The organism is Rosistilla ulvae (assembly GCF_007741475.1).
Classification (GTDB): domain Bacteria; phylum Planctomycetota; class Planctomycetia; order Pirellulales; family Pirellulaceae; genus Rosistilla; species Rosistilla ulvae.
This window is the reverse complement of the sequence record NZ_CP036261.1, coordinates 735,671-756,051: the sequence shown is the minus strand read 5'-3', so window position 1 is coordinate 756,051 and position 20,381 is coordinate 735,671. Positions and strand designations below refer to the sequence as shown.

The following is a 20,381-nucleotide window of genomic DNA, read 5'->3' as shown; positions in this document are numbered from 1 at the left end:
GGCAAGGGACGAATCGCCCCCCCATGCCGAGAAACCACCATTACCACAGGTGGAATCGCGAATATTAATATTAGAAAAACCACGATTTGCTGCTTGGGAGACATCGTCAACATTAAGTTTTCCAACGATCCAGTTTTCAAGACGCTTCACGATTTGTTATGCGAAAACATTGCGCACAACGCTTCGATCACCGTCCTGCGATTCCACACAACTATACAAAACGGCTCTACAAAAGTTGATACATGAAGTGATAATCTATAGAGCAGATCCAAACATTCTCCTAACCCTCGTATGAAAGTATTCTACAACGTGACCGACCTCTGGCGATTCGTCGACTCGAAGAACACAAACACAGCCTCTGTTTCTATTTTATTGGCGACCCTACTGCTGATCGTTTCCGCTGGCTGTGGTGGCGGCAGCGGCCTGGTGATGCCTGAGACCGGTGAGGTCGAAGGGATCGTCACGATGGATGGTCAGCCATTGCCCAATGTCTCCGTCGTTTTTCAACCGCAAGACGATCCCCAGGCGCGGGCTTCGATGGGAGTTACCGACGAACAGGGACACTACACGCTGACCTATCACACTGACAAACAAGGGGCGTTGATCGGATCGCACAAGGTCAGCATCACCACGCCAAGCGACGCTCCCGATCCTTCGGGGCAGGCCAAGGATCCGATCCCGGCAAAATACAATTCAAAAAGCGAACTGGTCGTCGAAGTCCAAGCAGGCTCCAACGACATCCCGCTCGAACTCACTTCGAAATAACCCCCACCCGCAAGCGATTGCAGGAATACCGCGGCGAGTCGATTCGATTCGACAGCTGCAGGTCCGCGCAGTCATCTCGGGGTTTCCTGGACGATCGCAATCTCGCCTTCGTCCGTTGTTACATCTACTTCTTCCACTTCAGGAATCGACATCATGACACAGAATCCACAGCGACGAAGCCGTCCCGGCTTCACATTGGTTGAACTTTTGGTAGTGATCGCCATCATCGGGATCCTCGTCGGCTTGCTTTTGCCAGCCGTCCAGGCGGCGCGTGAGGCAGCACGCCGGATGCAATGCAGCAACAACATGAAACAGCTTGGCCTTGCCCTGCACAACTACCACGACACCTACCGGGTTTTCCCACCAGGATGCATCGACAGCAACCGCAAGACGAACTCCCCAACCGACGCCCTCAGCAATAACAATGGGCTGGGGTGGGGCACTCTCCTGCTTCCATTCATCGAACAATCCCCGCTCTACGACCAAATCGGCCTCGAAACGGGGAGCTTTGGGCGATCGTGGCAGGACAAAAACAACGACGGCACGGCAAACGACCCCATCGATTCGGCCAAGGTTGTGATCGACGCGTTCGTCTGCCCATCGGATCCGATGTCAGGCCTCAACTCCGACAAGAGCGGTTATGGAAAATCGAACTACCTGGCGATTGCAGGCCGCTATGCAGTGCAAACCGACGCAAACGGATCCCCATTGGGCCAACGCAACGGAATGTTCTTTGAGAACTCCAACCGTAAGTTCCGGGACGTCATCGACGGTACCTCCAACACATTGTTCATCTCCGAGCGAACGACCCAAAACGACAACGCCAATTCGACGCAGTGCGGTGGATCGCCTTGCAGTTGGGCCGGAGGTCTGTGGATCGGTCCGCGTATCGTCAGCAGTTCCGCAACCTGGCACACCGGGCTCTATTTGTTTGATGTCGCCAACGTCGGCGGCTACGACACCGGCTACAGTTTGACCCACGGCTTCGGCCGCAGCAGCGCAACGTGGGGTGCCGACTGGAACGCCAAGGGATGTCACCCCGGCGGAATGCAAACGACTCTAGGGGACGGTTCGGTGCGTTTCGTCACCGAAACGATCGACTTCGACCTCTACCGCAACCTCCACACGCCGCAAGACGGAAACGTGATCGGCCCGTTCTAACGCCCCCCTTCTTTGGCGCCACTCGCTTACGACGGAGCATGCAGCCATGCTCCGTCGAGTCCGCTCCGAACCAACACGACAAAAACGGACAGGACCCTTTTTTTTTTGGGGGGGGGGACACAAAACCCAAGGGGAAGGCGTCGCCTTCCCCAACCTCTTCGCGACGCTCTCTCTGTCGCACCGGAGTAACAGCGTGGGCGAGCCCTTGAGCGCATCGCCTGGAAACACCGCGCCCGTTTCGTCGTCACCACACTCCCCAAACGGAACTTTTGTCGATAGCGGCAAGCGTTCTAACCGATCCCCCAACGCATTCTGACGGCACCGAATTTCACATACTCCGCGCTCCCCCTTTCTCCAAAATTGACTGTCTAGCAAGAAAACCCAACCAAGCAGCAAAAACAACAAAACCACAGGTGGCATGTGGTGAATTTAAAATTACAAAAACTGGAATTTATTGTTTCGGGGAGAATGACAACATTAGGCCTCCCAACGGCTCAAGTATTCCAGAGCAAGCGACGCACTCAAAGGGAGATTACTGCGCACAACGCACCCCACACCGTCCCCTGCTTCCGCTTAACTACTCAGAAAGGCTCTACAAAACCTGACACATGAAGTGATAATCTATAGACCGAGACAATCTTTTCTACTCACCTCTGTCATAGGTATCTACAAACGTGACCGCAACTTCGCGAATCAGCCACATCATGAAGATGAGCCCGAGATCCCTAACAACACCCCCCCTGGCGGCAGCAATCATAGCAATCATTTCTGTGGGGTGCGGTGGAAATGGCTTGAAGATGCCTGAAACAGGAGAGGTAGAAGGAACCATCACATTGGACGGCATGCCACTACCCAATGTATCTATAGTTTTCCAGCCTCAGGGTGACGCGAACGCCCGCTCATCGATGGGGGTTTCGGATGAACAGGGGCGCTACACGCTGAGCTACCACGCCGACAAATCGGGTGCACTGATTGGATCTCATAAAGTGAGTGTAACAACGCCAACCGATGCTCCCGATCCATCGGGACAAGCCAAAGAACCGATCCCCGCAAAATACAATTCGAAAACCGAGTTGGTGGTAGAAGTCGCAGCAGGCTCCAACGACATCCCACTGGAACTCACTTCCAAGTAGCCACTTCGGCCAGCGCGACCACCCAGCAGTGAGTACCGAGTTGGCCCGCATTCCTACACGCTTTTCCTATTCTTAACGTGTTCCTTTTTGTGGAGATCTTTAATCGTGATGAAACGCAATTCTCAACGAAGCCGTGACGGCTTCACACTTGTAGAACTGTTGGTGGTGATCGCCATCATCGGCATCTTGGTCGGCTTGCTGCTGCCCGCGGTACAGGCGGCCCGTGAAGCAGCTCGCCGGATGCAGTGCAGCAACAATCTGAAACAGATTGGCTTGGCGATGCACAACTACCACGACACGTACCAGGTCTTCCCATCGGGCTGCTACGATAGCAATCCAAAGACCAGTTCGCCTGGAGACGCTGCCAACAACAACAATGGTTTTGGCTGGGCGACCGGCTTGCTGCCCTTCATCGAGCAATCGGCTTTGCACGATCAAATCAGCAACGAAACCGACGGTTTTGCACGCTCCTGGCAGGATGCCAACGGTGACGGTTCGGCCAGTGATCCGATTGCTTCGGCATCGGTGATCATCGACGCCTACGTCTGCCCATCGGACCCGATGTCGGGAATCAACACCGACAAATCGAGCCTTGGCAAATCGAACTACCTTGCGGTCGCCGGACATTCCGCCGTCCAACGCGATGCAAACGGCAACGGCAAATCGACCCAGAACGGCATGTTCTTCGAAAACTCCGACCGCCGCTTTCGCGACGTGACTGATGGCACCAGCAACACGCTGTTTGTTTCCGAACGAACCACAAAAAACGATCGCGCTGACTCGCTCCAATGCGGTGGCACCGACTGCAATTGGGCCGGAGGAATCTGGATCGGGCCGCGGATCATCGGCGCGAGCGAAGGCTGGCACACCGGCCTGCGATTACTGGATGTCACCAACGTCGGTGGCGGCAGCCTGACCTACGGCTTCGGACGCACCACCGCCAGTTGGGCAGACGACTGGACCGCCAAGGGCTGCCATCCCGGCGGGATGCAGGTGACGTTGGGAGATGGATCGGTTCGGTTCGTCACCGAAACGATCGATCTGATCGTTTACAAGAACCTGCACACGCCGCAAGACGGCAATGTGATCGGCCCCTACTAACGTTCACGGTCCGGACACGTATTTGAAGTCTGCAGGGCGTCGCGAACGACACATCGAGTGTTGGGCGTGACGCCCTTTTTCGTTTCTCGACCGCTGCATTGCGAAACAGCACCGGATCGCGGCAAACATGGTAATTGAGCCGCTCGCAATGGCCTCTCCCGCCCCCTCCTGCCGGCCGCGTGCAATCACCCCAACTTTGACTAGAATATCCCCATTATCCTTTCCGCAACGCCTTCCTGAGCCCCGCGCGATGTCAAAACCCAATCTGTCCGTGACACGGATCCCTCGATGCCTTGCCGTCTGGTGTGCGATCGCCTGGCCCGGTGCCTTGTGCGCCGAAGAGGTCGAGATCGATCGGTTTGAACGAACGACGGTCTACAGTGAACTGACACAGCCGATGGAATTGGAGATCGCCCCCGACGGGAGCATCTTCCTGATCGAAATCGCAGGTCTGGTCAAGCAGATCGATCCGCAAACAAGCAAGGCAACCGTCGTCGGAAAGCTGGAGGTCACCACCGCTCAGGAGAATGGTTTGATCGGCATGGCGTTGGATCCCAACTTCGCCGAAAACGGCTGGATCTACCTGCAGTACTCTCCACCCGATTTCTCGGGGCAACATGTCAGCCGGTTCGATTTCCGCGATGGCCAGATCGATTTGGCGAGCGAGAAGTTGATGTTCAAGTATAAAGAACAGCGACGCGAGTGCTGCCACCACGCTGGATCGCTGGAGTTTGGTCCCGACGGAAACCTGTTCATCGGCACCGGTGACAACACGAATCCCTTCAAGGATTCGCAAGGCTTCGCGCCGATCGACCAGCGCGAAGACCGGGGACCGTGGGACGCTCAACGGACTGCGGGAAACACGAAAAACTACAACGGCAAAGTGCTGCGGATTCGGCCCGAGCTCGATGGCAGTTATTCGATCCCCGACGGCAACCTGTTCCCCAAAGACGGTTCGATCGGACATCCCGAGATCTACGTGATGGGTTGCCGCAATCCTTGGCGGATCAGCGTCGATCAAAAAACGGGATACCTGTATTGGGGTGACGTTGGGCCCGATGCCGGCAGCGACAACGATCGCGGCCCTCGCGGCTACGACGAAGTCAATCAAGCCAAGGCGGCTGGCAACTTCGGCTGGCCTTACTTTATCGGCAACAACTTTGCCTACCCGATGGTCGATTTTGCCAGCGGTGAAATCCACCCCGCCCAAGACCCTCGCAAACCGATCAACGAATCGGTCAACAACACCGGCAGCAAAGAACTTCCACCAGCGCAGCCGGCGATGATCTATTACCCCGCCGCGCCGTCGCCGGAGTTTCCCGAAGTCGCTTCGGGCGGCCGAACCGCCTGCGCCGGGCCGGTCTATCACTACGACGCCCAATCGAAATCGACCACCAAGTTTCCTGCAGCCTATGACGGAACGTTGTTTGCGTTCGAATGGTCGCGGCACTGGATCATGGCCGTTCATGTGGACAAAGACTCCAACGTCGAGCGGTTGGAACCGTTCCTGCCCGAGATGAAATTCGCCCGCCCGATCGACTTGCAGTTCGACGCGGCGGGAGCGTTGTACGTGATCGAATACGGCGAGACCTGGGGCGTCAATCCCGACGCGCGGCTGGTCCGAATCGATTACGTCCGCGGCAACCGTTCTCCCGTGGCAGTGGCCAGCGCCGAGAGCACCGTCGGCCGCGAACCGTTGATCGTCAAACTGTCAGCCGCCGATTCATACGACAAAGATGGCGACAGCCTGACCTATCAATGGACATCCGTCCGTTCAGGCGTCACGCCTCCGGTACGGAATCCGATCGCGACGACGGCGACGGCCGAAGCCAGCTTCGCCGAACCGGGAGTCTATACGATCGAATTGACGGTGACCGATCCATCGGGCGCAAGCAGCAGCATGTCGCTGCCGGTGATCGTGGGGAACGCGCGACCGGAAGTGAAGTTCTTGGAACCGCAGAACGGCGACTTCTTCAGCCCCGGCAAACCAATTCGTTACCGATTGCAGGTACGCGACATCGAGGATGGGACGAGCGATTTTGATGAAGCTGAAGAAGAGGGATGGCACTTGATCGAAGGGCTTGCCCCGACGCGGCTGTTTGTCGAAGCAAGCGCCGTCGCCGATGAAGGTGCCGCGGCAAACGTTCCTCCAGGCCTCGCATTGATCCGCAAAAGTGATTGTCTGAACTGCCATGCAGCGAACCGTCGATTGGTCGGCCCCAGCTTTGTCGAGATCGCCACCAAATATCGCGACCAGCCGCACGAGATCGAAAAATCGGTAGCTCGCGTACGCCAGGGATCGACCGGCGTGTGGGGCAAGATCGGGATGTTGCCACACGGGCAGCACACCGAAGCCGAAGTGCTGCAGATGGTTCAGTACGTCTACGCAGCGACCGCCGACGCCTCCGCCCCAACCGCTCAAGGATTCAACAACGAATTGGTCGCCATCGAGACGCCCGGCAAGATGCGACTCGAAGCGACCTACACCGATCTGGGGCGCGATGAAATTCCCAAACTGATCGGGACTGCGGAAGTCGTTTTGCGCAGCCGCAACTTGCAAGCCGAATCGGCCGACGAGGTCTCCGGTGCGCGCGAGCTCGGATCGGGCAAAGCCGAAGGAAAGAAGTTCATCGGCGCGATCAACCACGATGCGTTCTTAAAGTTCAACGATATTCCACTGGATGAGATCGCGTCGATCGCCGTCCGCGTGACAAGCGCCGGGGCAGGGGGGACGATCGAAGTCCGCCGCGGCAAGGTCGACGGCCCGCTGTTGGGCAGCGCGTTGGTGGAGGTCAACGGCAGCTGGGACGCGTTTGAAGAGAACCAGATCGCGATCGATCCCAGCAGCGGCCGCGATGCACTGTTCATCGTCTTTAAGAACGAAAAGCAGCGGGGCGGATTGATGAACATCGACTCTCTGCGACTCGAGTAGCCGCCCGAGTCAAAAGTGCAGTTTCTCGCCGATATGGCGCACAGCCGCAGGAAGACTGGTCTCTTTTAAAGTTCAAGCGACCAAGTCTTCCCGTCCAAACCTTTTGCGGAGCGCCCCGATGAACACGACACCGCCCCACGGCGAAACGAGCCAGCGTCGGACGATGATCCCGTGGTCGTTGAAGCTGGCCTACACGGCGTTTACAGCCGTCCTGACCGTCTACTATTGGCGAGAGTACGGGCCGACCAACTTCCTGTACTTCTGCGACATCGCGCTATTCCTGGCAGTGCTGGCGGTCTGGACCGAAAAACCGATCTACGCCTCGATGGCCGCCGTCGGAATTACGATCCCTCAACTGCTGTGGCAGATCGATTTCCTGGGGGCCTTTGCCGGAGTTCGCGTGGTCGGGATGACCGATTACATGTTCGACGATTCGATCTCGTTGATAGCCCGCGGACTCTCGTTCTTCCACTTCTGGCTGCCGATCCTGCTGCTGTATCTCGTCTGGCGATTGGGATACGACCGCCGTGCACTGATCGGCTGGACCATCATCGCTTGGGCGGCGATGCTGATCGCCTACTTTGTTTTGCCCGGTCCGGGCGATCCCCTGGCGTTCCCCAACCAACCGCACAACGTGAACTACGTCTTTGGTCCCGACGCCGACACGGCGCAGACCTGGATGCCCGGTTGGGTGTGGCTCAGTTGCCTGATGCTGGGCCTGCCAGCGATGTTCTATCTGCCAACGCACGCAGCGTTGGCGTACTGGGACAAACAAACTCGACGCGCAGACGTCACCCCCGCATCGGGCAATCGTATGACGGCAACAACTTAAGACTTAAGTCTTCTTCCCACGCCACACCGGCTTCCGCTTCCTAGCGTTAGGGTGATGCTTGACGGTCAAAGAATCGTCCGCCTTAAGGTCCAATTGCTTGGTGTAGGGGCGGTTGGTCTGCCGGACAACGGTTGCACGCAACGAATCGTTTTCCCGCAGGTGCTCCTGGTTGATTTCAAATTCGACAACCATCCCGATCTCTGGCAGCATGTTGCGATCGCTCTCCCAAACCGACATGTGAAAGAAGACGTCGCCACGAAAATCCTCACCGCTGATAAACCCAAAATTCTTCACTGGGTCGATGTTGCGGATTTCTCCAACTCGCTTTCGCTGGATGTATTCGTCGTCGTATCGGATGTTCAAAGCAGGGGTCTCGCATGACAAGCTGTCGATGGCGGGCCACATCCCGCCGATTCAAACCGCATTCTAATTCAAAGCGGGATGAGGCGGAATGTGCTTTGCACCGACCAAATGGGCGAAATGGAGGGCTGCCGATTTTCGCGCCAGATCGGCCCACATCAAATCGTCCGGCTCAAATACCGCCTCGGGGGTTGCGGGGATCACACGCCAAAGATCAGCCGAAAGCTGCGACTGAAGATCTTTGACCGACCACTGCACATGCCCCACGATCAAGCGGCAGGGAAGGCTCGCATCGGTCAACAGACGCTGCATATGCTGCTGGCTGGAGGCCATGTAGAGCCCCTTCGCAGTTTCCAATTCCGCCAGATCAGCGCAATTGTGGAGCGCGAAAACCGGACCGGCATGCGGACCTCCGAAATGAAGGCTCCGCTTCCCCGACGGTGCCAGCAAAGCACCTTGCGCAATCTGAACCTCGCCAAACAGGGGGCGATTCAGCACCACCCCAATGATGTTCTCCTGGTCGTGATGCAACAGCAGACAGACGCTTCGCTGGAACAGCGTTCCGTCCAACGCAGGCGCCGCGACCAACAAATTCCCAACGATTGAATAATCCATTTTTGCAGCAAAATTCGAATTACTGGGCCTCGAAGAATGGCAAGCCTGTCAAACGGGCAGGAGCCAGAATTACCGAGAGCCAGATGTCGCAAAAAGTGGACCAATTACTGCATAGAGGCCAAAATTTGGCACAGCGCAAAAAAAGAGGGTCATGGAAAGGCCCTCCCTGCCCGTCCATGACCCATCAATCGCTGGAACGATGGCACCGTTCGTTCCACCCTCCCAATCCATGGTACCTTTGGTATCGGCAAACCCGGTCAGCGGGCATTGAAAATTCTGGGCGAAAGCTGGAAATTCGTCTAATTCGGCTGTTAGCGAGCAACCCCAGGGCGTCCCAGCTGGGCCTGTTGAACAGCTGAGTTGTTGGGTGTGGCACAGCACTCCCCCGGGGTCGGACAGACTTCGGCAGAGACCGGCTCAACCGCACACGCCGGGGCGGCGGGACGATACATTGTTGGTCCATCGAAACATTGCGGTGGAGCGGGGGGAACGCGGCTGCGTCGCAGCGCCAAACTCTGCTTCATCTTCTCGGCTGGGTAGGTTGCCCACAGGCCGCGATGATGAGCTTCCGCACGGTAGATGCTCTCGATCGAACAGCCTGTCAACGGATCGGCACCGTTCGGTGGCACCGGCACGCAGGGATCGGCTCCAAAAAAAGCCGCCATGCAGCATGCCGTTTCGCATCCATCCTGGCATTCAACACACGCTTGCGGGCATGTCGACGCCTCGCAACCACAGGAAACGGCCTCCTGATCGGACAGAATCTGGTTGAAATCGACTGCCATTGCCCCTCCGTTGGCCGAGGGCTCGAGCACGGATAAATCCGCGGGTTGCGGGACCGGCTGCTGCATCGATTGAGGAATCGACGGGGGCACCGATTGAGGCTGTTTTGTCGCCGGTTGAATGATCCGGATCGCCGGAGAAGATGACTGTGCTTGGGCAGGTGCCGGGGACGTCTGAGCCAATCGGTACGTCCGCTGTGGACTCATTTGCCCCCAGACCGACGAATGCATCGCACAAAGAACCAGACCCGCCGTCAGAAGCTTCGCATGCATCGTTAGCATCCTTACATCATCCCAAACGCCAAACAAACTTACCCGTAAACACCTAGCCATGATGGATATCGGGTAACTGGCCCGCGCAGACAACGCCGATTGGCAGGGAACGCGTGAGTTATCGCATTGGACATCGGGTCAAACGCATTACAGCGATTGCGAGTGCCCCAACGGGACGACACCCGCCGATAGAGAACGCAAACTCGGTGCCAGACGTTACAACCCTTCGGACGCGGGCGCTACTGCTGTCCCAAACTCTGCACCGATTCGAGCAAATGCTCGCGGAGAATCTGTCGCCGCTGGGGCGAATCGAGCTTATCGCCATTGAGTTCGGTGACATAGAACACGTCGACCACCTGATCCAGATGGGTCGAGATCTTCGCAAAATTCAGGACGACGCCGAGATTTGCGAGCGCTTTGGCGATCGTGAACAGCAGCCCTGGACGATCGTAGGCAAATAGCGAGATGATCGTCGAGCGTTCGGAAGTTTCGTTGTCGAAGGTCACTCGGGTCGGCAATTGCTGCAGCCCCGTATCCTGCTTGACCGCGGCACGATTCCAACGCCGACGGAAAGTCGGTTTCGGAATTTCATCGGCGGCCAAATAATCGACGATCGCTTTACAGACTGCGTTGCGGCGGGCGTCGGACGTTTCCACCGCCTCGGGATCGTTGACAAGGAATCGATCCCAAGCAAGGTTATCGCCGACGGTTTCGATGTCGGCTCGCAAGATCTCCAACCCCATCCCCGAGAGCGCCCCGGTGATCCGCGAAAACGTACCGATCGGGCGATCGTCCTGCCGAATGATCACCGTATATTCCAACGCATAACTGTCGGGAATCGAGCGTGGGATGACGACGGCAACACGATCGGCGCTGCTCAATTTATCGGCCAACATCAACTCTTCCAACAATTCGTCGGCATCGTGATGTCGCAACATCGAAGGGGGCATGTTTTTGACGCATTCAAAACTCAAGGCCGACGCGTGAGCTTTTTCCAACGCGGTCAGCAATTGGTTCTTCGTTTCCAACACCGCGATATCGGGATCGTCGGGCAATTCGCCGGTGCGGAAGTAACGTTTGGTATTGTCGTAAAGCTCGCGCAATAGATTCAATTTCCAATCGGTCAACACACCAGGCCCGACCGCCGTCAGGTCGGCGATTGTATGCAACACCAACAGATCCAATCTCTGCGGTGTCCCAACTTCCGACGCAAACGTCGTCAGCATATCGGGGTCGTTCAGGTTGTGCCGAAACGCGGTGTGCGCCATCAACAAATGCTTGTGAACCATCCACCCCAACAGCTCGCGATCGTCTTCGGACATGTGCAACAGATCGGCCGTCTGTTCGGCGATCCTTTTGCCCACTTCGCTGTGGTCCTCGTCGAACCCTTTGCCCAGATCGTGGATCAACAGACTCAAATGCAGTCGAGTCTTATCCTTGATCGCGCGATAGATATCACCCGGCCAATCTTCGTTGTCGATTAGATTCGTCGCCGCTTCGACGGCCCGAATCGAATGCGCGTCGACGGTAAACTTGTGATACTGGTTGAACTGCAACAACCGCCGGGCGTGCTTCATCCCCGGAATGATCTGCTCCAACACTCGCAATTCGTTCAAGCGACGCAGTAGATCGGCCAACCGCCCAGGCTGGCTGATCAACGACAAGAAACGTTGCGTCGTCTCCACCGTGGGCGATTCCGGCTGTCGGATACGCATCGCGGTTCGAATCGCTTGCCACGATTGATGTCGAATCCGCAGACAGCGTTGATTAGCGATATCCATCAGATGCAGCACTGCGGGAACGCTGTTCGCGACGCGTTCCAACGCCCGCGGCTTGATCCAAATGTGATACGGCCCGGCTTTGAAGTCTTCATCGACAGTCTTGGAAAATGCCCGATCGATTGCGGCACCAAAGATCGATCGGTTGCGGCAGGTGTCGCGAAAGTGCGACACGGCATACCGCACTTCACCGGTATGCTGAAAGTAGTCTCGCATGAACTCTTCGACCGGCAGCACCCCGGTTTCACCGTGGTAGCCCCAGCGGTCGGCGATTTGAATTTGCAAGTGCCGATCCAAGAGATCTTGACTCTGTTTGCCCGACATGAAATGCAGCTCGTTGCGAAGCCGCAGCAGAAACGAATTGCCCCGTTTCACATGGCGATAATCATCTTCGTTGAAGAGCCCCAGGTCGACAAGTTTTCCGATGTCGGTCTCGCCCGCGTTTGCGAACCCCAGCCAGCGAATCATCTGCACATCGCGCAACGTCCCCCGCGACCGTTTCACGTTGGGACGCAACAGATAAGATGATTCGCCCCACTTTTCTCGCTCCTCCAATCGGGCCGCGATGATCCCGTTGGTCAGCCGGTTCTTGCGCCGCATCGCACGCTGCCGCAAGGAATGAAAGAAACGCTCGAAGTGGTCTTGGTTCCCCGCCAGGAATCGCGCCTCACATATCGACGTGAAGACGGGGATCTCCTTCCAGGCCCAAGCGTAAGTTTCCGCAGCGGTGCGAGCCGAAAACCCGAGCACATAACCAACATCGACGATATCGCGGGAAAGCTGGCTGATCAGAGGATTGATATGCTTTTCTGCCGCCGCGGTGTGCAGCAACATCAGGTCGATATCGGAAAACGGAGACAGAACCCCACGGCCATAGCTGCCGTGGGCGATCAAGACCAATTGATCCGCCAGATGTTCCAACTTGGCGTCGTGCAGACACTGTTGATACACGTCCAGCACGATCTCATCGGCTAATTGCGACAGGGCGGCGGAGACCTGCGGTCCGGGAGAGCCACTGTCGTGCTGAATCCGCAGCTTCTCGCGTTCTACGAGCAAGTATTGCTTCGAGCGCTGAACCACCTCGCGCACAGGCGTCGAACCTACCATATCAACCCAGCAGCAAGAAAAGACTTGCACCCCAAGAGAGCAAATGCTGTGCGACCCGCCATCACACGAAATAAACTTCGTCAGCGATCCATCGACTACAGCGCGTCTTCGCCCCGTTCACCCGTTCGGATGCGGATCGACTCTTCCAGATTGGTAACAAAAATCTTGCCGTCGCCGATCTGACCGGTTTGTGCGGTTTCCAAAATCGTGTCGACGACCGTCTGCAGGTTTTCGTCGCTGCAAACGACTTCGATCTTCACCTTGGGAACAAAGTCGACGGCATATTCGGTGCCGCGGTAGATTTCGGTGTGACCTTTCTGCCGCCCGAAACCGCGCACCTCACTAGCTGTCATGCCGTGAATTCCCTGCTCGGTCAATGCGTTCTTCACATCTTCAAGCTTGAAGTGACGGACAATTGCTTCGATTTTTTTCACAATAACGTTCCTTTCGGAGCCAGCAAGCCAACGATTCTCTGGGCGCACCAGATCCATCCCAGGCGGCCACACTGGCTAAATTGTAACATCGCATAGCCCGCCTTGGCGATACCTCGCTGGACCCACATTTCTGGGTACTATTTCGATGCATCTCCCAACCAAATCGGTTCGCGGATCCCCGCCCGATGATTGATCGCGCGGGCCACGACAAACAGATAATCGCTCAAGCGATTCAAATAGACGACGACCGCCTCGTAGCCATCTTCCGGATAGGCGTGACAGAGTCCGACGACGTGTCGTTCAGCCCGTCGACCGACGGTTCGAGCATGATGTACATTCGCTGCCGCGATGTCGCCCCCTGGCAGGATGAAGTGCGTCAACTCGGGAAGCGACGCCTCGTGAGCGTCGATCCAATTTTCAAGCCGCGCGACATCCTGTTCATCCACCAAACGAATCGTCAATCGTTCGGGCTGGGTTGTTGCCAACCGGGCTCCCACGGTAAACAGATCCGCTTGCACCCGTTCCAACTGTTCCGCGATGTCCACATCCAAGGGATGCGAGCGGACGATCCCCAGAACGGAATTCAATTCGTCGACCGTCCCAAAGGCTTCGATCCGCAGATCGTCTTTGGCAACGCGTGGCCCAGCGAACAATCCGGTCTTTCCGGCGTCTCCGGTACGTGTATAGATCTTCATTTTGCTTTGTTCTTCGTATAGCATCCTGGACAGGCCAGCGCGGCGGCAGGACGCATCGGTGTTTCAATTTGCGGTATCATCCCAAACGGGATCGCGTCCAGTTCTCCATGCAACCGCAAGCCAGCGCTCGACGGCTGATCGGCCTCGGTACCAAAACAGATCTGTCCTAGGCGCGGCGGAAACCGACGGGGCCAGTAATCCTTTCACTCTATCACGCAAGGCAAGGCCCTCGAAGCGGCCGCAAAACGTAATGATCCAAGCCGCTGGTTATCTCGTGTTTCGCAATCACCCACGTCGCCAATTCCTGTTGATGCGGCACGCCGACCGCTGGGACCTGCCCAAGGGGCACGTCGATGCGGGGGAATCGATCCTGCAAACCGCTCGCCGCGAATTGTTGGAAGAGACCGGAATCGGGCCGGAAGACTTCACGCACGCCGAGGACTTCTGTTTCCAGATCCAGTACCGCGTGACAAGTCGCAAGTCGGGCAAACCGAAAGACAAACAGGTTACGATTTTCCTGGCCCAACTAAAAAGGGACGAGATCCAGATCGTGCCGACCGAACATCCCGGCTTCGAATGGTTCGATTGGTCGCCGCCACACCAGATCCAACCCGCAACGATCGATCCGTTGCTCGCATATGCCCAAACCTACTTCGATCGGAACAGGGAAACAGCGACTTAGCGGACGCGCGATCAATCTTCGATCGCGACGTCGACCTGGCCCATCACTTGCAACACCGGCAACAGAGATCTGTATTCATTGCCCGATGCCAAGTCGGACGAGACGAGCATGATCCGATCCGCAAATTTCGGCTGTTCTGCCAGCGTTGCATCCAACGCAGCCCAACGGTCCCCCGTCCAAATCAGCGTCCACATGTGGTACGCCATCAACGGTTGCGACTGACCTTCGCCAGGTGGCAGCATCAACAATCCGGCGGCTACTCGCGATGGAATGCCCGCCGCCCGACAGAGTGCGGCCAACAGAATCGCATGTTCGGTGCAATCCCCTTCGGCTTCGGTCGCGACCTGGGCCGCGGAGAGAAAGCCGCGGGAGAAGTTCTTTTTGCGTACGTGCCGATGCACTCCCAATCGCAGCGTTTCCGCCTTCTGGTCGAGGCTTGCATCTTCCGAGACAAGCAAGCTTTTCACCATTTGCCGAATCGTTGGATGATCGCTTTGGATCAACGAATTGGCGATCTCGTCCGCTTCGCCAACCGGCTCGCTATCGGACGATTCCGCCCCAAACGGATCACACACCGCCAGCAGCGAACGATCATCGACCGACGTGATCGTCTGACTGGGAGACGATTCGAACAACGCAGCGGGATCTTGCGTCCGATGTTTGATCCGATAAGTGATCGGTGACCGCTCGCCGATCGACGCCCAATCCGCGTCGGACTGAACACGGATCGCTGTGGCGGACAAGAGGTCGTTCTTGGGCGTCCCCACCTTGGTTGCCGTATCGCGATCGGTGCGGTAGGTCGCAAAGTCCAGGGCAGGGGTGTAGGTCTTCAGCACTTCCCCCTGATCGTTCGCCCACAACAACTGGGTCAGCACGATGCGATCGTCAACCTTCACCGTCGATTCGATCTCTAACAGCTTCTGCGAATCGCCCGTCAGCATCGCGACATTGATCACATCGGTCGCTTTCAACCGGATCGTTCCGACGACGTTTTGAACCGGCAACAACGACTGCAACAACCGCTCCTCCCCCGACTTCATCGGATTGGCTCGCAGCGATTGCTGCGTTGCAAACGGCCCGCGGTACTTCGCATCCCAGGGGATCGCATGCGTCTCTTTCTGCTCACCACGGCGGACCGTGACATTCATTTGGTTGTACCCCACCGCGCCGCGGCTGATCACGATCTCCCCTCCGCGACTCAGCTCGCTCTCGAATTCCTGAAACACCCCACTCACGCTCTCCAAGCTCGTCTGCTTCAACCACTGCTGAACCACCTGCTTACCCCGGCGAATCTTCAGCTGCTCCTCCATGCTGTAACGGACGTAAGCATCCCCACCCCCAACCGGCTCCACTTTTGTGACGCTGAAGCCCACTTGTTCGCGTCCCACCAGATAGGCATCCCAGCGTTCCAGATCGCGGTCGACAATCTTCGCCGGCGGTTCGACTTTCAAATCGCTCGGTTCGTCGTCGCCCTCCGCCACCGCGGGGGCGGCCACCACAGGCGTCGATGCTTGCCCCGCCTCTTCAAACTGACGGATCTCACCTTTCGCATCGGCACCGATCGCCGGCCTTGGCGGAACTCGATCGCACCCAGAAAACGGAACCAAAGCAACAACCGACAACAGACACAAAGACCAGCTAGGCAACATAACCAAACGGCGAAAAAAAGTTAGCGATGAGTGATCCATGCGTCGTGTGTGCCAAAGGGGAGGAAAGGCGATCAATACAAGTGCCAAAACCGTCATGTTGTAACGATTGTGCTGGTTCTGCGAGCCCAGGCGGCGACCTGGCGCGATGTTACCAACATTAATCAATCTACACGATTTAAGGATCGGGCGAATTTTGGGGTTTCGCAAAAAAATACGACAGAAGAAGCATTTGAAGATCATCATCCCCCGCCGCGCAGGTGACCTAACGTTGGGTATCAACCAAACTGATCCACCCATGCCGTGTCCACACGCTGACGTGCGGGCACGCAAACGATGAGAGATATTATGGGCTTTCTGAAGCGCATCCTTCGCACCGGCGGTCCCGACACCACGTCCAAAGTGGCTTCGCCGGCCAGCTTCCAACAACTTTCTGAAGATGAACTGCGCACTCACCTGGGCATTGCCACCTACGGAGCATTTGAATTGACCGACGCAATTCGACCCTCCTACGACCTGCAAGTGGTGCCGCAGCAAGGGTTCCGCCGCGATGAATATGTCGACGATGCCTCGTCGACCAAGGTGCCGGTTTTGATGGGTGCCGTCTCGCGAAACAACTTGATGCATCTGTTCATGGACCTGATCGAATCACTCGGTCCGGTTGTCGATGTGGTGCTGGAAACCAGCCACCAATCGGGACATGGACACAACGATTTGTATCGCGAACACATCGACATGCCCGTCCTGAAAAGCACCCTCTGGGATTTCGAGGACCTGTTGCTCAACGATGGCTGCACCGGGATCGCGATCGTCAATCCACGACGCAAGCAGGAAGTCCAGTTCGACGAGCACAAGTTGTTGATCACGTACGGCGATCCGTTGAAAGACTTTGAAAAGTCGTTCATCGCGCACGACGTCTACCCCGACGCTGACATTCGTTTTGTCACCGAAGCGGAACACGTGCACAGCAGCAACGAAAAGTACCAGCACCAGTTCGAAGTCCTCAAGACCCGTCTGGGCATGGATGATTCCTGGTAGTTCGTTTGCCAGCACAGGGTAGGGCAGGGCGGATAAGCAGGGTTTCAAACCGAGGTACCATCCGCCATGCGATGGCCTCCGGTTCCCTCCGGCAACGCCGCGCTAACGCCTGCCAGCCAACTCGGCTGAGCACTGCCGCGCATTAGCCCCAGCAAGGGGCTTCCGCGGCGTTTCCCTCCCCAGAATTCCTCCGCTACAATCTCACGCATGGACTGCGATCTAGAGACGACGATTCCCGAGTGGATCATCGAGCATCCCGAGACGATGCCCGTGTTCGACCAACTCGGGCTCGATACCAGCTGTGGCGGCAAATCGCTGCGGTACGTTTGCCAGCATCGAGGGCTTAACCCTTCGGAGGTCCTACAAACGCTCTACCACATGATCCGCACGCCTCCAGAAGAGCGAGAAGGCAGTCGCCGGCGCGATGCTCCGAATTGACGACGGCCGACTTCGGCAATAGGCTAGCGATTGCTAGATCTTGCCCGCTTCTCTCGCCTCGACTCATTCCAATCATGAAGCTCACGACGCAAACCGATTACGCTTTGCGAACGCTGATGTTCTTGGCGACACGAACCTCCCGCGCCAACGTTGCCGATGTCGCATCGCTGTTTGGGATCTCGGTCAACCACGTCGCCAAAGTCGTCAACCTGCTGGCGCGGCATGGCTACATCCGCAGCACCCGCGGAATCGGCGGTGGCATCGAGCTGGCACTCCCGCCAAACGAGATCGGTTTGGGCGACGTGATCCAAGCGATCGAGGGAGACCTGCACCTGCTCGCCTGCGTCGGCACCGATCGCGGCTGTGCGATCGACGCATTCTGCAAGCTCAAAGGCGTCTTGGCGGAAGCCGAACGAGTGCAGCGAGCTTACCTCGACACGGTCACGCTCGCCGATGTCGTCCCAACCCGCCAACAGCTAGAGTGCATCGAATGATCCGAAACAATCGCCGCCGAGAATTCGGCGACGATTGATTCGCTTGCGGTTTAGTGAGCCGCCGGTTCCAGCGACGACTCATCGGCATTCGGCTGGGCCTCCGCCGGAATCGTCGGCACCGATTGATCAAACGCATCCATCCGAGCGACCTGCACCGTTTCGACGGCAAACGTCACGCGATGCTTCAGTTGCACCTCGCGACGCAGATAGCTCATCATCTGTTCGCATGCCTCTTGGGGAGCGATGACTTCGATCCGCACCATCGGCTTCGGCTGACCTGCATTCTCAAGCAGTTCGTGGCGGCCCGCCCCCACACACTGCATCGACGTAAACCCGCTCGCTCCCAAGCGGACCAACGCCGCTTCGAGCATCGCTTGGTTCTCGAGCTCCGAGACCACGGTCAACCGTCGCGCGGTCCACAATCCCTTGCGGCGAGCCGATTGCGCGTGGCCAGCAAACGGTTGATGCGTCTCGAGCCCGATGGCGGTGAAGGTCAGCCCCTGCTGCTCAAAATCGCTTTCCATCTCATGCAACTTGTCCATCACCGTGTGATCGACCAATTGCACACTCGATAGATCCAGTTCGACATTCTTGCGTTCCACCAATCCCAGCCGTTCGATCTGCCGACGAATCGGGATCCAGTTGCTGAAGACAGCGGAATTGTAAGCGGTCAACCGCACCGTCTGGCCATCGTCTTCGGCTAGTTCGATCTCCGGTTTGAACAGCGAACGCAGCGAGACACCGTTGGACAGGTGGATCACAACCTTGGTCGCGATTCCGATCGCGATCCCGATCAACAGATCGGTTGCCAACACCGCGACCAGCGTGACGACAAAGATCACAAGTTGCTCGCGGCCGATCTTCCAAACGTTCATGAATTCGGTCGGATGGGCCAGGCGAAAACCTGTGTAGATCAGCATCGCAGCCAACGCGGCCATCGGAATCCGGTGCAGCACCATCGGGATAAACGCGACGCAGACCAACAGGAACATCCCGTGCCAGAAGTCGGCGAACCGCGTGCGGGCTCCGTTGTCGATGTTCGCTTTACTACGCACGATCTCCGAGATCATCGGCAACCCGCCGACCATCGCGCAACCGAGGTTGCCGATCCCCACCGCGACCATGTCGCGATCCATGTTCGTCTTGCGTTTCCAAGGATCGATGATGTCGATCGCCTTGGCACTCAGCAGCGATTCGAGGCTACCGATGATGAAGAACATAAAGACCCACTTCCAAGCAAACGGCTGCTGCAACGCGCTGAAATCGGGGGTCGTCAGGGAATCGAACATCCCAAAGACGCGGTCGGGCATCGCAACCAGATAGTTCTCTCCCAACTGATACTCGTGGTTTTGCAGCGTATACGAGTGGGCGTGCATCAAATCGAACGACATGCCCATCGGAATCGCCACGATCAACACGATCAATGGCGAGGGCAAGACCTTCATCACCGGAAACTTCCGAACGACCAAAGGCCAGACAAACATGATCAACACGCTCGTCAAACCGATCGCGGCGATCGCCGGGTTCGCCGTCGCGATGAACTCCGGAATCTTCCGCAGCAGTTCCAACGGACCTCCCGACGCGCTCACTCCCAGCGCCACCGGAATCTGTTTGGCGATAATGATCACGCCGATCGCAGCCAGCATTCCGTGGACCGCCGAGATCGGGAAGAACTCGCCCAAGATGCCCGCTCGAAAGATTCCAAAGAAGACCTGCAGCACAGCCGCTGCCACGCCCACAGCCAACGCCGCGCGATAGGCATCCATGTCGGTTTCGGTCCAACCGCCAACCGTTCCATCGCCGCCAAACGCATTGATGCATCCGATCGCGATCACGATCAGACCAGCCGCTGGCCCCTTGATCGTCAGCTCCGAATTGCTGATCAACGTGGCGACGACCGAACCGATGATGGCCGTAAAGATACCGGCGATCGGCGGATAACCACTGGCGATCGAGATTCCCAAACACAACGGGAGGGCGATCAGGAAGACCAACAGCCCAGAGATAAAGTCGTGCTTAAAGTAACGCTTGAAACCCTGCAAATTCCCGCAGGGGATCTCTCGGTCGGATGCAACAGGCGCGCTCATGGTATCTGCTTTCGTAAAAAATGTGTAA

At 57.2% G+C, this 20,381-nt stretch carries 18 protein-coding genes; 10 read left to right on the top strand and 8 right to left on the bottom strand.

The window, feature by feature from the left end; genetic code table 11:
- Positions 1-291 precede the first annotated feature (291 nt).
- The 6 genes from EC9_RS02860 to EC9_RS02835 all read left to right on the top strand — a co-directional run bounded on the left by EC9_RS02860 (position 292) and on the right by EC9_RS02835 (position 7,924).
- Positions 292-765 (top strand): peptidase associated/transthyretin-like domain-containing protein, encoded by a 474-nt coding sequence (locus EC9_RS02860; RefSeq protein ID WP_145342203.1) that lies wholly within the window; start codon positions 292-294, stop codon positions 763-765.
- Between the two features lie 153 nt (positions 766-918).
- Complete coding sequence (locus EC9_RS02855; protein ID WP_145342201.1) at positions 919-1,926, top strand: DUF1559 domain-containing protein; 1,008 nt, start codon at positions 919-921, stop codon at positions 1,924-1,926.
- A gap of 674 nt (positions 1,927-2,600) precedes the next feature.
- On the top strand, positions 2,601-3,059 hold the full coding sequence (locus tag EC9_RS02850; RefSeq protein ID WP_218934544.1) for a transthyretin-like family protein: 459 nt from the start codon (positions 2,601-2,603) through the stop codon (positions 3,057-3,059).
- A gap of 108 nt (positions 3,060-3,167) precedes the next feature.
- Positions 3,168-4,160, top strand: a complete 993-nt coding sequence (locus tag EC9_RS02845; RefSeq protein ID WP_145342197.1) for a DUF1559 domain-containing protein — start codon at positions 3,168-3,170, stop codon at positions 4,158-4,160.
- Between the two features lie 250 nt (positions 4,161-4,410).
- A complete protein-coding gene (locus EC9_RS02840; RefSeq protein ID WP_218934543.1) occupies positions 4,411-7,092 on the top strand; it encodes a PQQ-dependent sugar dehydrogenase in 2,682 nt (893 codons plus the stop codon).
- Positions 7,093-7,210: 118 nt separating this feature from the next.
- Positions 7,211-7,924, top strand: a complete 714-nt coding sequence (locus EC9_RS02835) for a hypothetical protein (protein WP_246105927.1) — start codon at positions 7,211-7,213, stop codon at positions 7,922-7,924.
- Positions 7,925-7,927: 3 nt separating this feature from the next.
- Here the strand turns inward: EC9_RS02835 and EC9_RS02830 are convergent, their stop codons facing one another.
- From EC9_RS02830 to EC9_RS02805, 6 genes are all read right to left on the bottom strand, one after another.
- The gene (locus tag EC9_RS02830) at positions 7,928-8,287 is read right to left on the bottom strand and encodes a cold shock domain-containing protein (RefSeq protein ID WP_246105926.1); all 360 of its coding nucleotides are present in this window, start codon (positions 8,285-8,287) and stop codon (positions 7,928-7,930) included.
- Between the two features lie 63 nt (positions 8,288-8,350).
- Complete coding sequence (locus EC9_RS02825) at positions 8,351-8,899, bottom strand: YqgE/AlgH family protein (protein ID WP_145342191.1); 549 nt, start codon at positions 8,897-8,899, stop codon at positions 8,351-8,353.
- Positions 8,900-9,210: 311 nt separating this feature from the next.
- Entirely contained in the window at positions 9,211-9,564 is a 354-nt protein-coding gene (locus tag EC9_RS02820; RefSeq protein ID WP_145342189.1) for a hypothetical protein, read from the bottom strand.
- 629 nt (positions 9,565-10,193) lie between these two features.
- On the bottom strand, positions 10,194-12,788 hold the full coding sequence (gene glnD, locus EC9_RS02815; RefSeq protein WP_246105925.1) for a [protein-PII] uridylyltransferase: 2,595 nt from the start codon (positions 12,786-12,788) through the stop codon (positions 10,194-10,196).
- Between the two features lie 146 nt (positions 12,789-12,934).
- Positions 12,935-13,273: a P-II family nitrogen regulator gene (locus EC9_RS02810; RefSeq protein ID WP_145342186.1), complete on the bottom strand. Its 339-nt coding sequence runs from the start codon at positions 13,271-13,273 to the stop codon at positions 12,935-12,937.
- Positions 13,274-13,410: 137 nt separating this feature from the next.
- Positions 13,411-13,968 (bottom strand): cob(I)yrinic acid a,c-diamide adenosyltransferase, encoded by a 558-nt coding sequence (locus EC9_RS02805; protein ID WP_145342184.1) that lies wholly within the window; start codon positions 13,966-13,968, stop codon positions 13,411-13,413.
- A gap of 250 nt (positions 13,969-14,218) precedes the next feature.
- Between EC9_RS02805 and EC9_RS02800 the strand changes: the two genes are divergently transcribed.
- Positions 14,219-14,650 carry a bis(5'-nucleosyl)-tetraphosphatase gene (locus tag EC9_RS02800; RefSeq protein WP_145342182.1) on the top strand — a complete coding sequence of 144 codons (432 nt, stop codon included), beginning with the start codon at positions 14,219-14,221 and terminating at the stop codon, positions 14,648-14,650.
- Positions 14,651-14,661: 11 nt separating this feature from the next.
- Here the strand turns inward: EC9_RS02800 and EC9_RS02795 are convergent, their stop codons facing one another.
- A complete protein-coding gene (locus EC9_RS02795) occupies positions 14,662-16,272 on the bottom strand; it encodes a transglutaminase-like domain-containing protein (protein WP_218934542.1) in 1,611 nt (536 codons plus the stop codon).
- A gap of 372 nt (positions 16,273-16,644) precedes the next feature.
- Between EC9_RS02795 and EC9_RS02790 the strand changes: the two genes are divergently transcribed.
- The 3 genes from EC9_RS02790 to EC9_RS02780 all read left to right on the top strand — a co-directional run bounded on the left by EC9_RS02790 (position 16,645) and on the right by EC9_RS02780 (position 18,266).
- Positions 16,645-17,334: a hypothetical protein gene (locus EC9_RS02790; RefSeq protein WP_145342178.1), complete on the top strand. Its 690-nt coding sequence runs from the start codon at positions 16,645-16,647 to the stop codon at positions 17,332-17,334.
- A 207-nt stretch (positions 17,335-17,541) separates the two neighbouring features.
- Positions 17,542-17,772, top strand: a complete 231-nt coding sequence (locus tag EC9_RS02785; RefSeq protein WP_145342176.1) for a DUF542 domain-containing protein — start codon at positions 17,542-17,544, stop codon at positions 17,770-17,772.
- Positions 17,773-17,846: 74 nt separating this feature from the next.
- The gene (locus EC9_RS02780; RefSeq protein WP_145282163.1) at positions 17,847-18,266 is read left to right on the top strand and encodes an RrF2 family transcriptional regulator; all 420 of its coding nucleotides are present in this window, start codon (positions 17,847-17,849) and stop codon (positions 18,264-18,266) included.
- Positions 18,267-18,316: 50 nt separating this feature from the next.
- On the opposite strand, the gene EC9_RS02775 is transcribed toward EC9_RS02780, so the two are convergent.
- Positions 18,317-20,353 carry a SulP family inorganic anion transporter gene (locus EC9_RS02775; RefSeq protein ID WP_145342174.1) on the bottom strand — a complete coding sequence of 679 codons (2,037 nt, stop codon included), beginning with the start codon at positions 20,351-20,353 and terminating at the stop codon, positions 18,317-18,319.
- Positions 20,354-20,381: the final 28 nt, after the last annotated feature.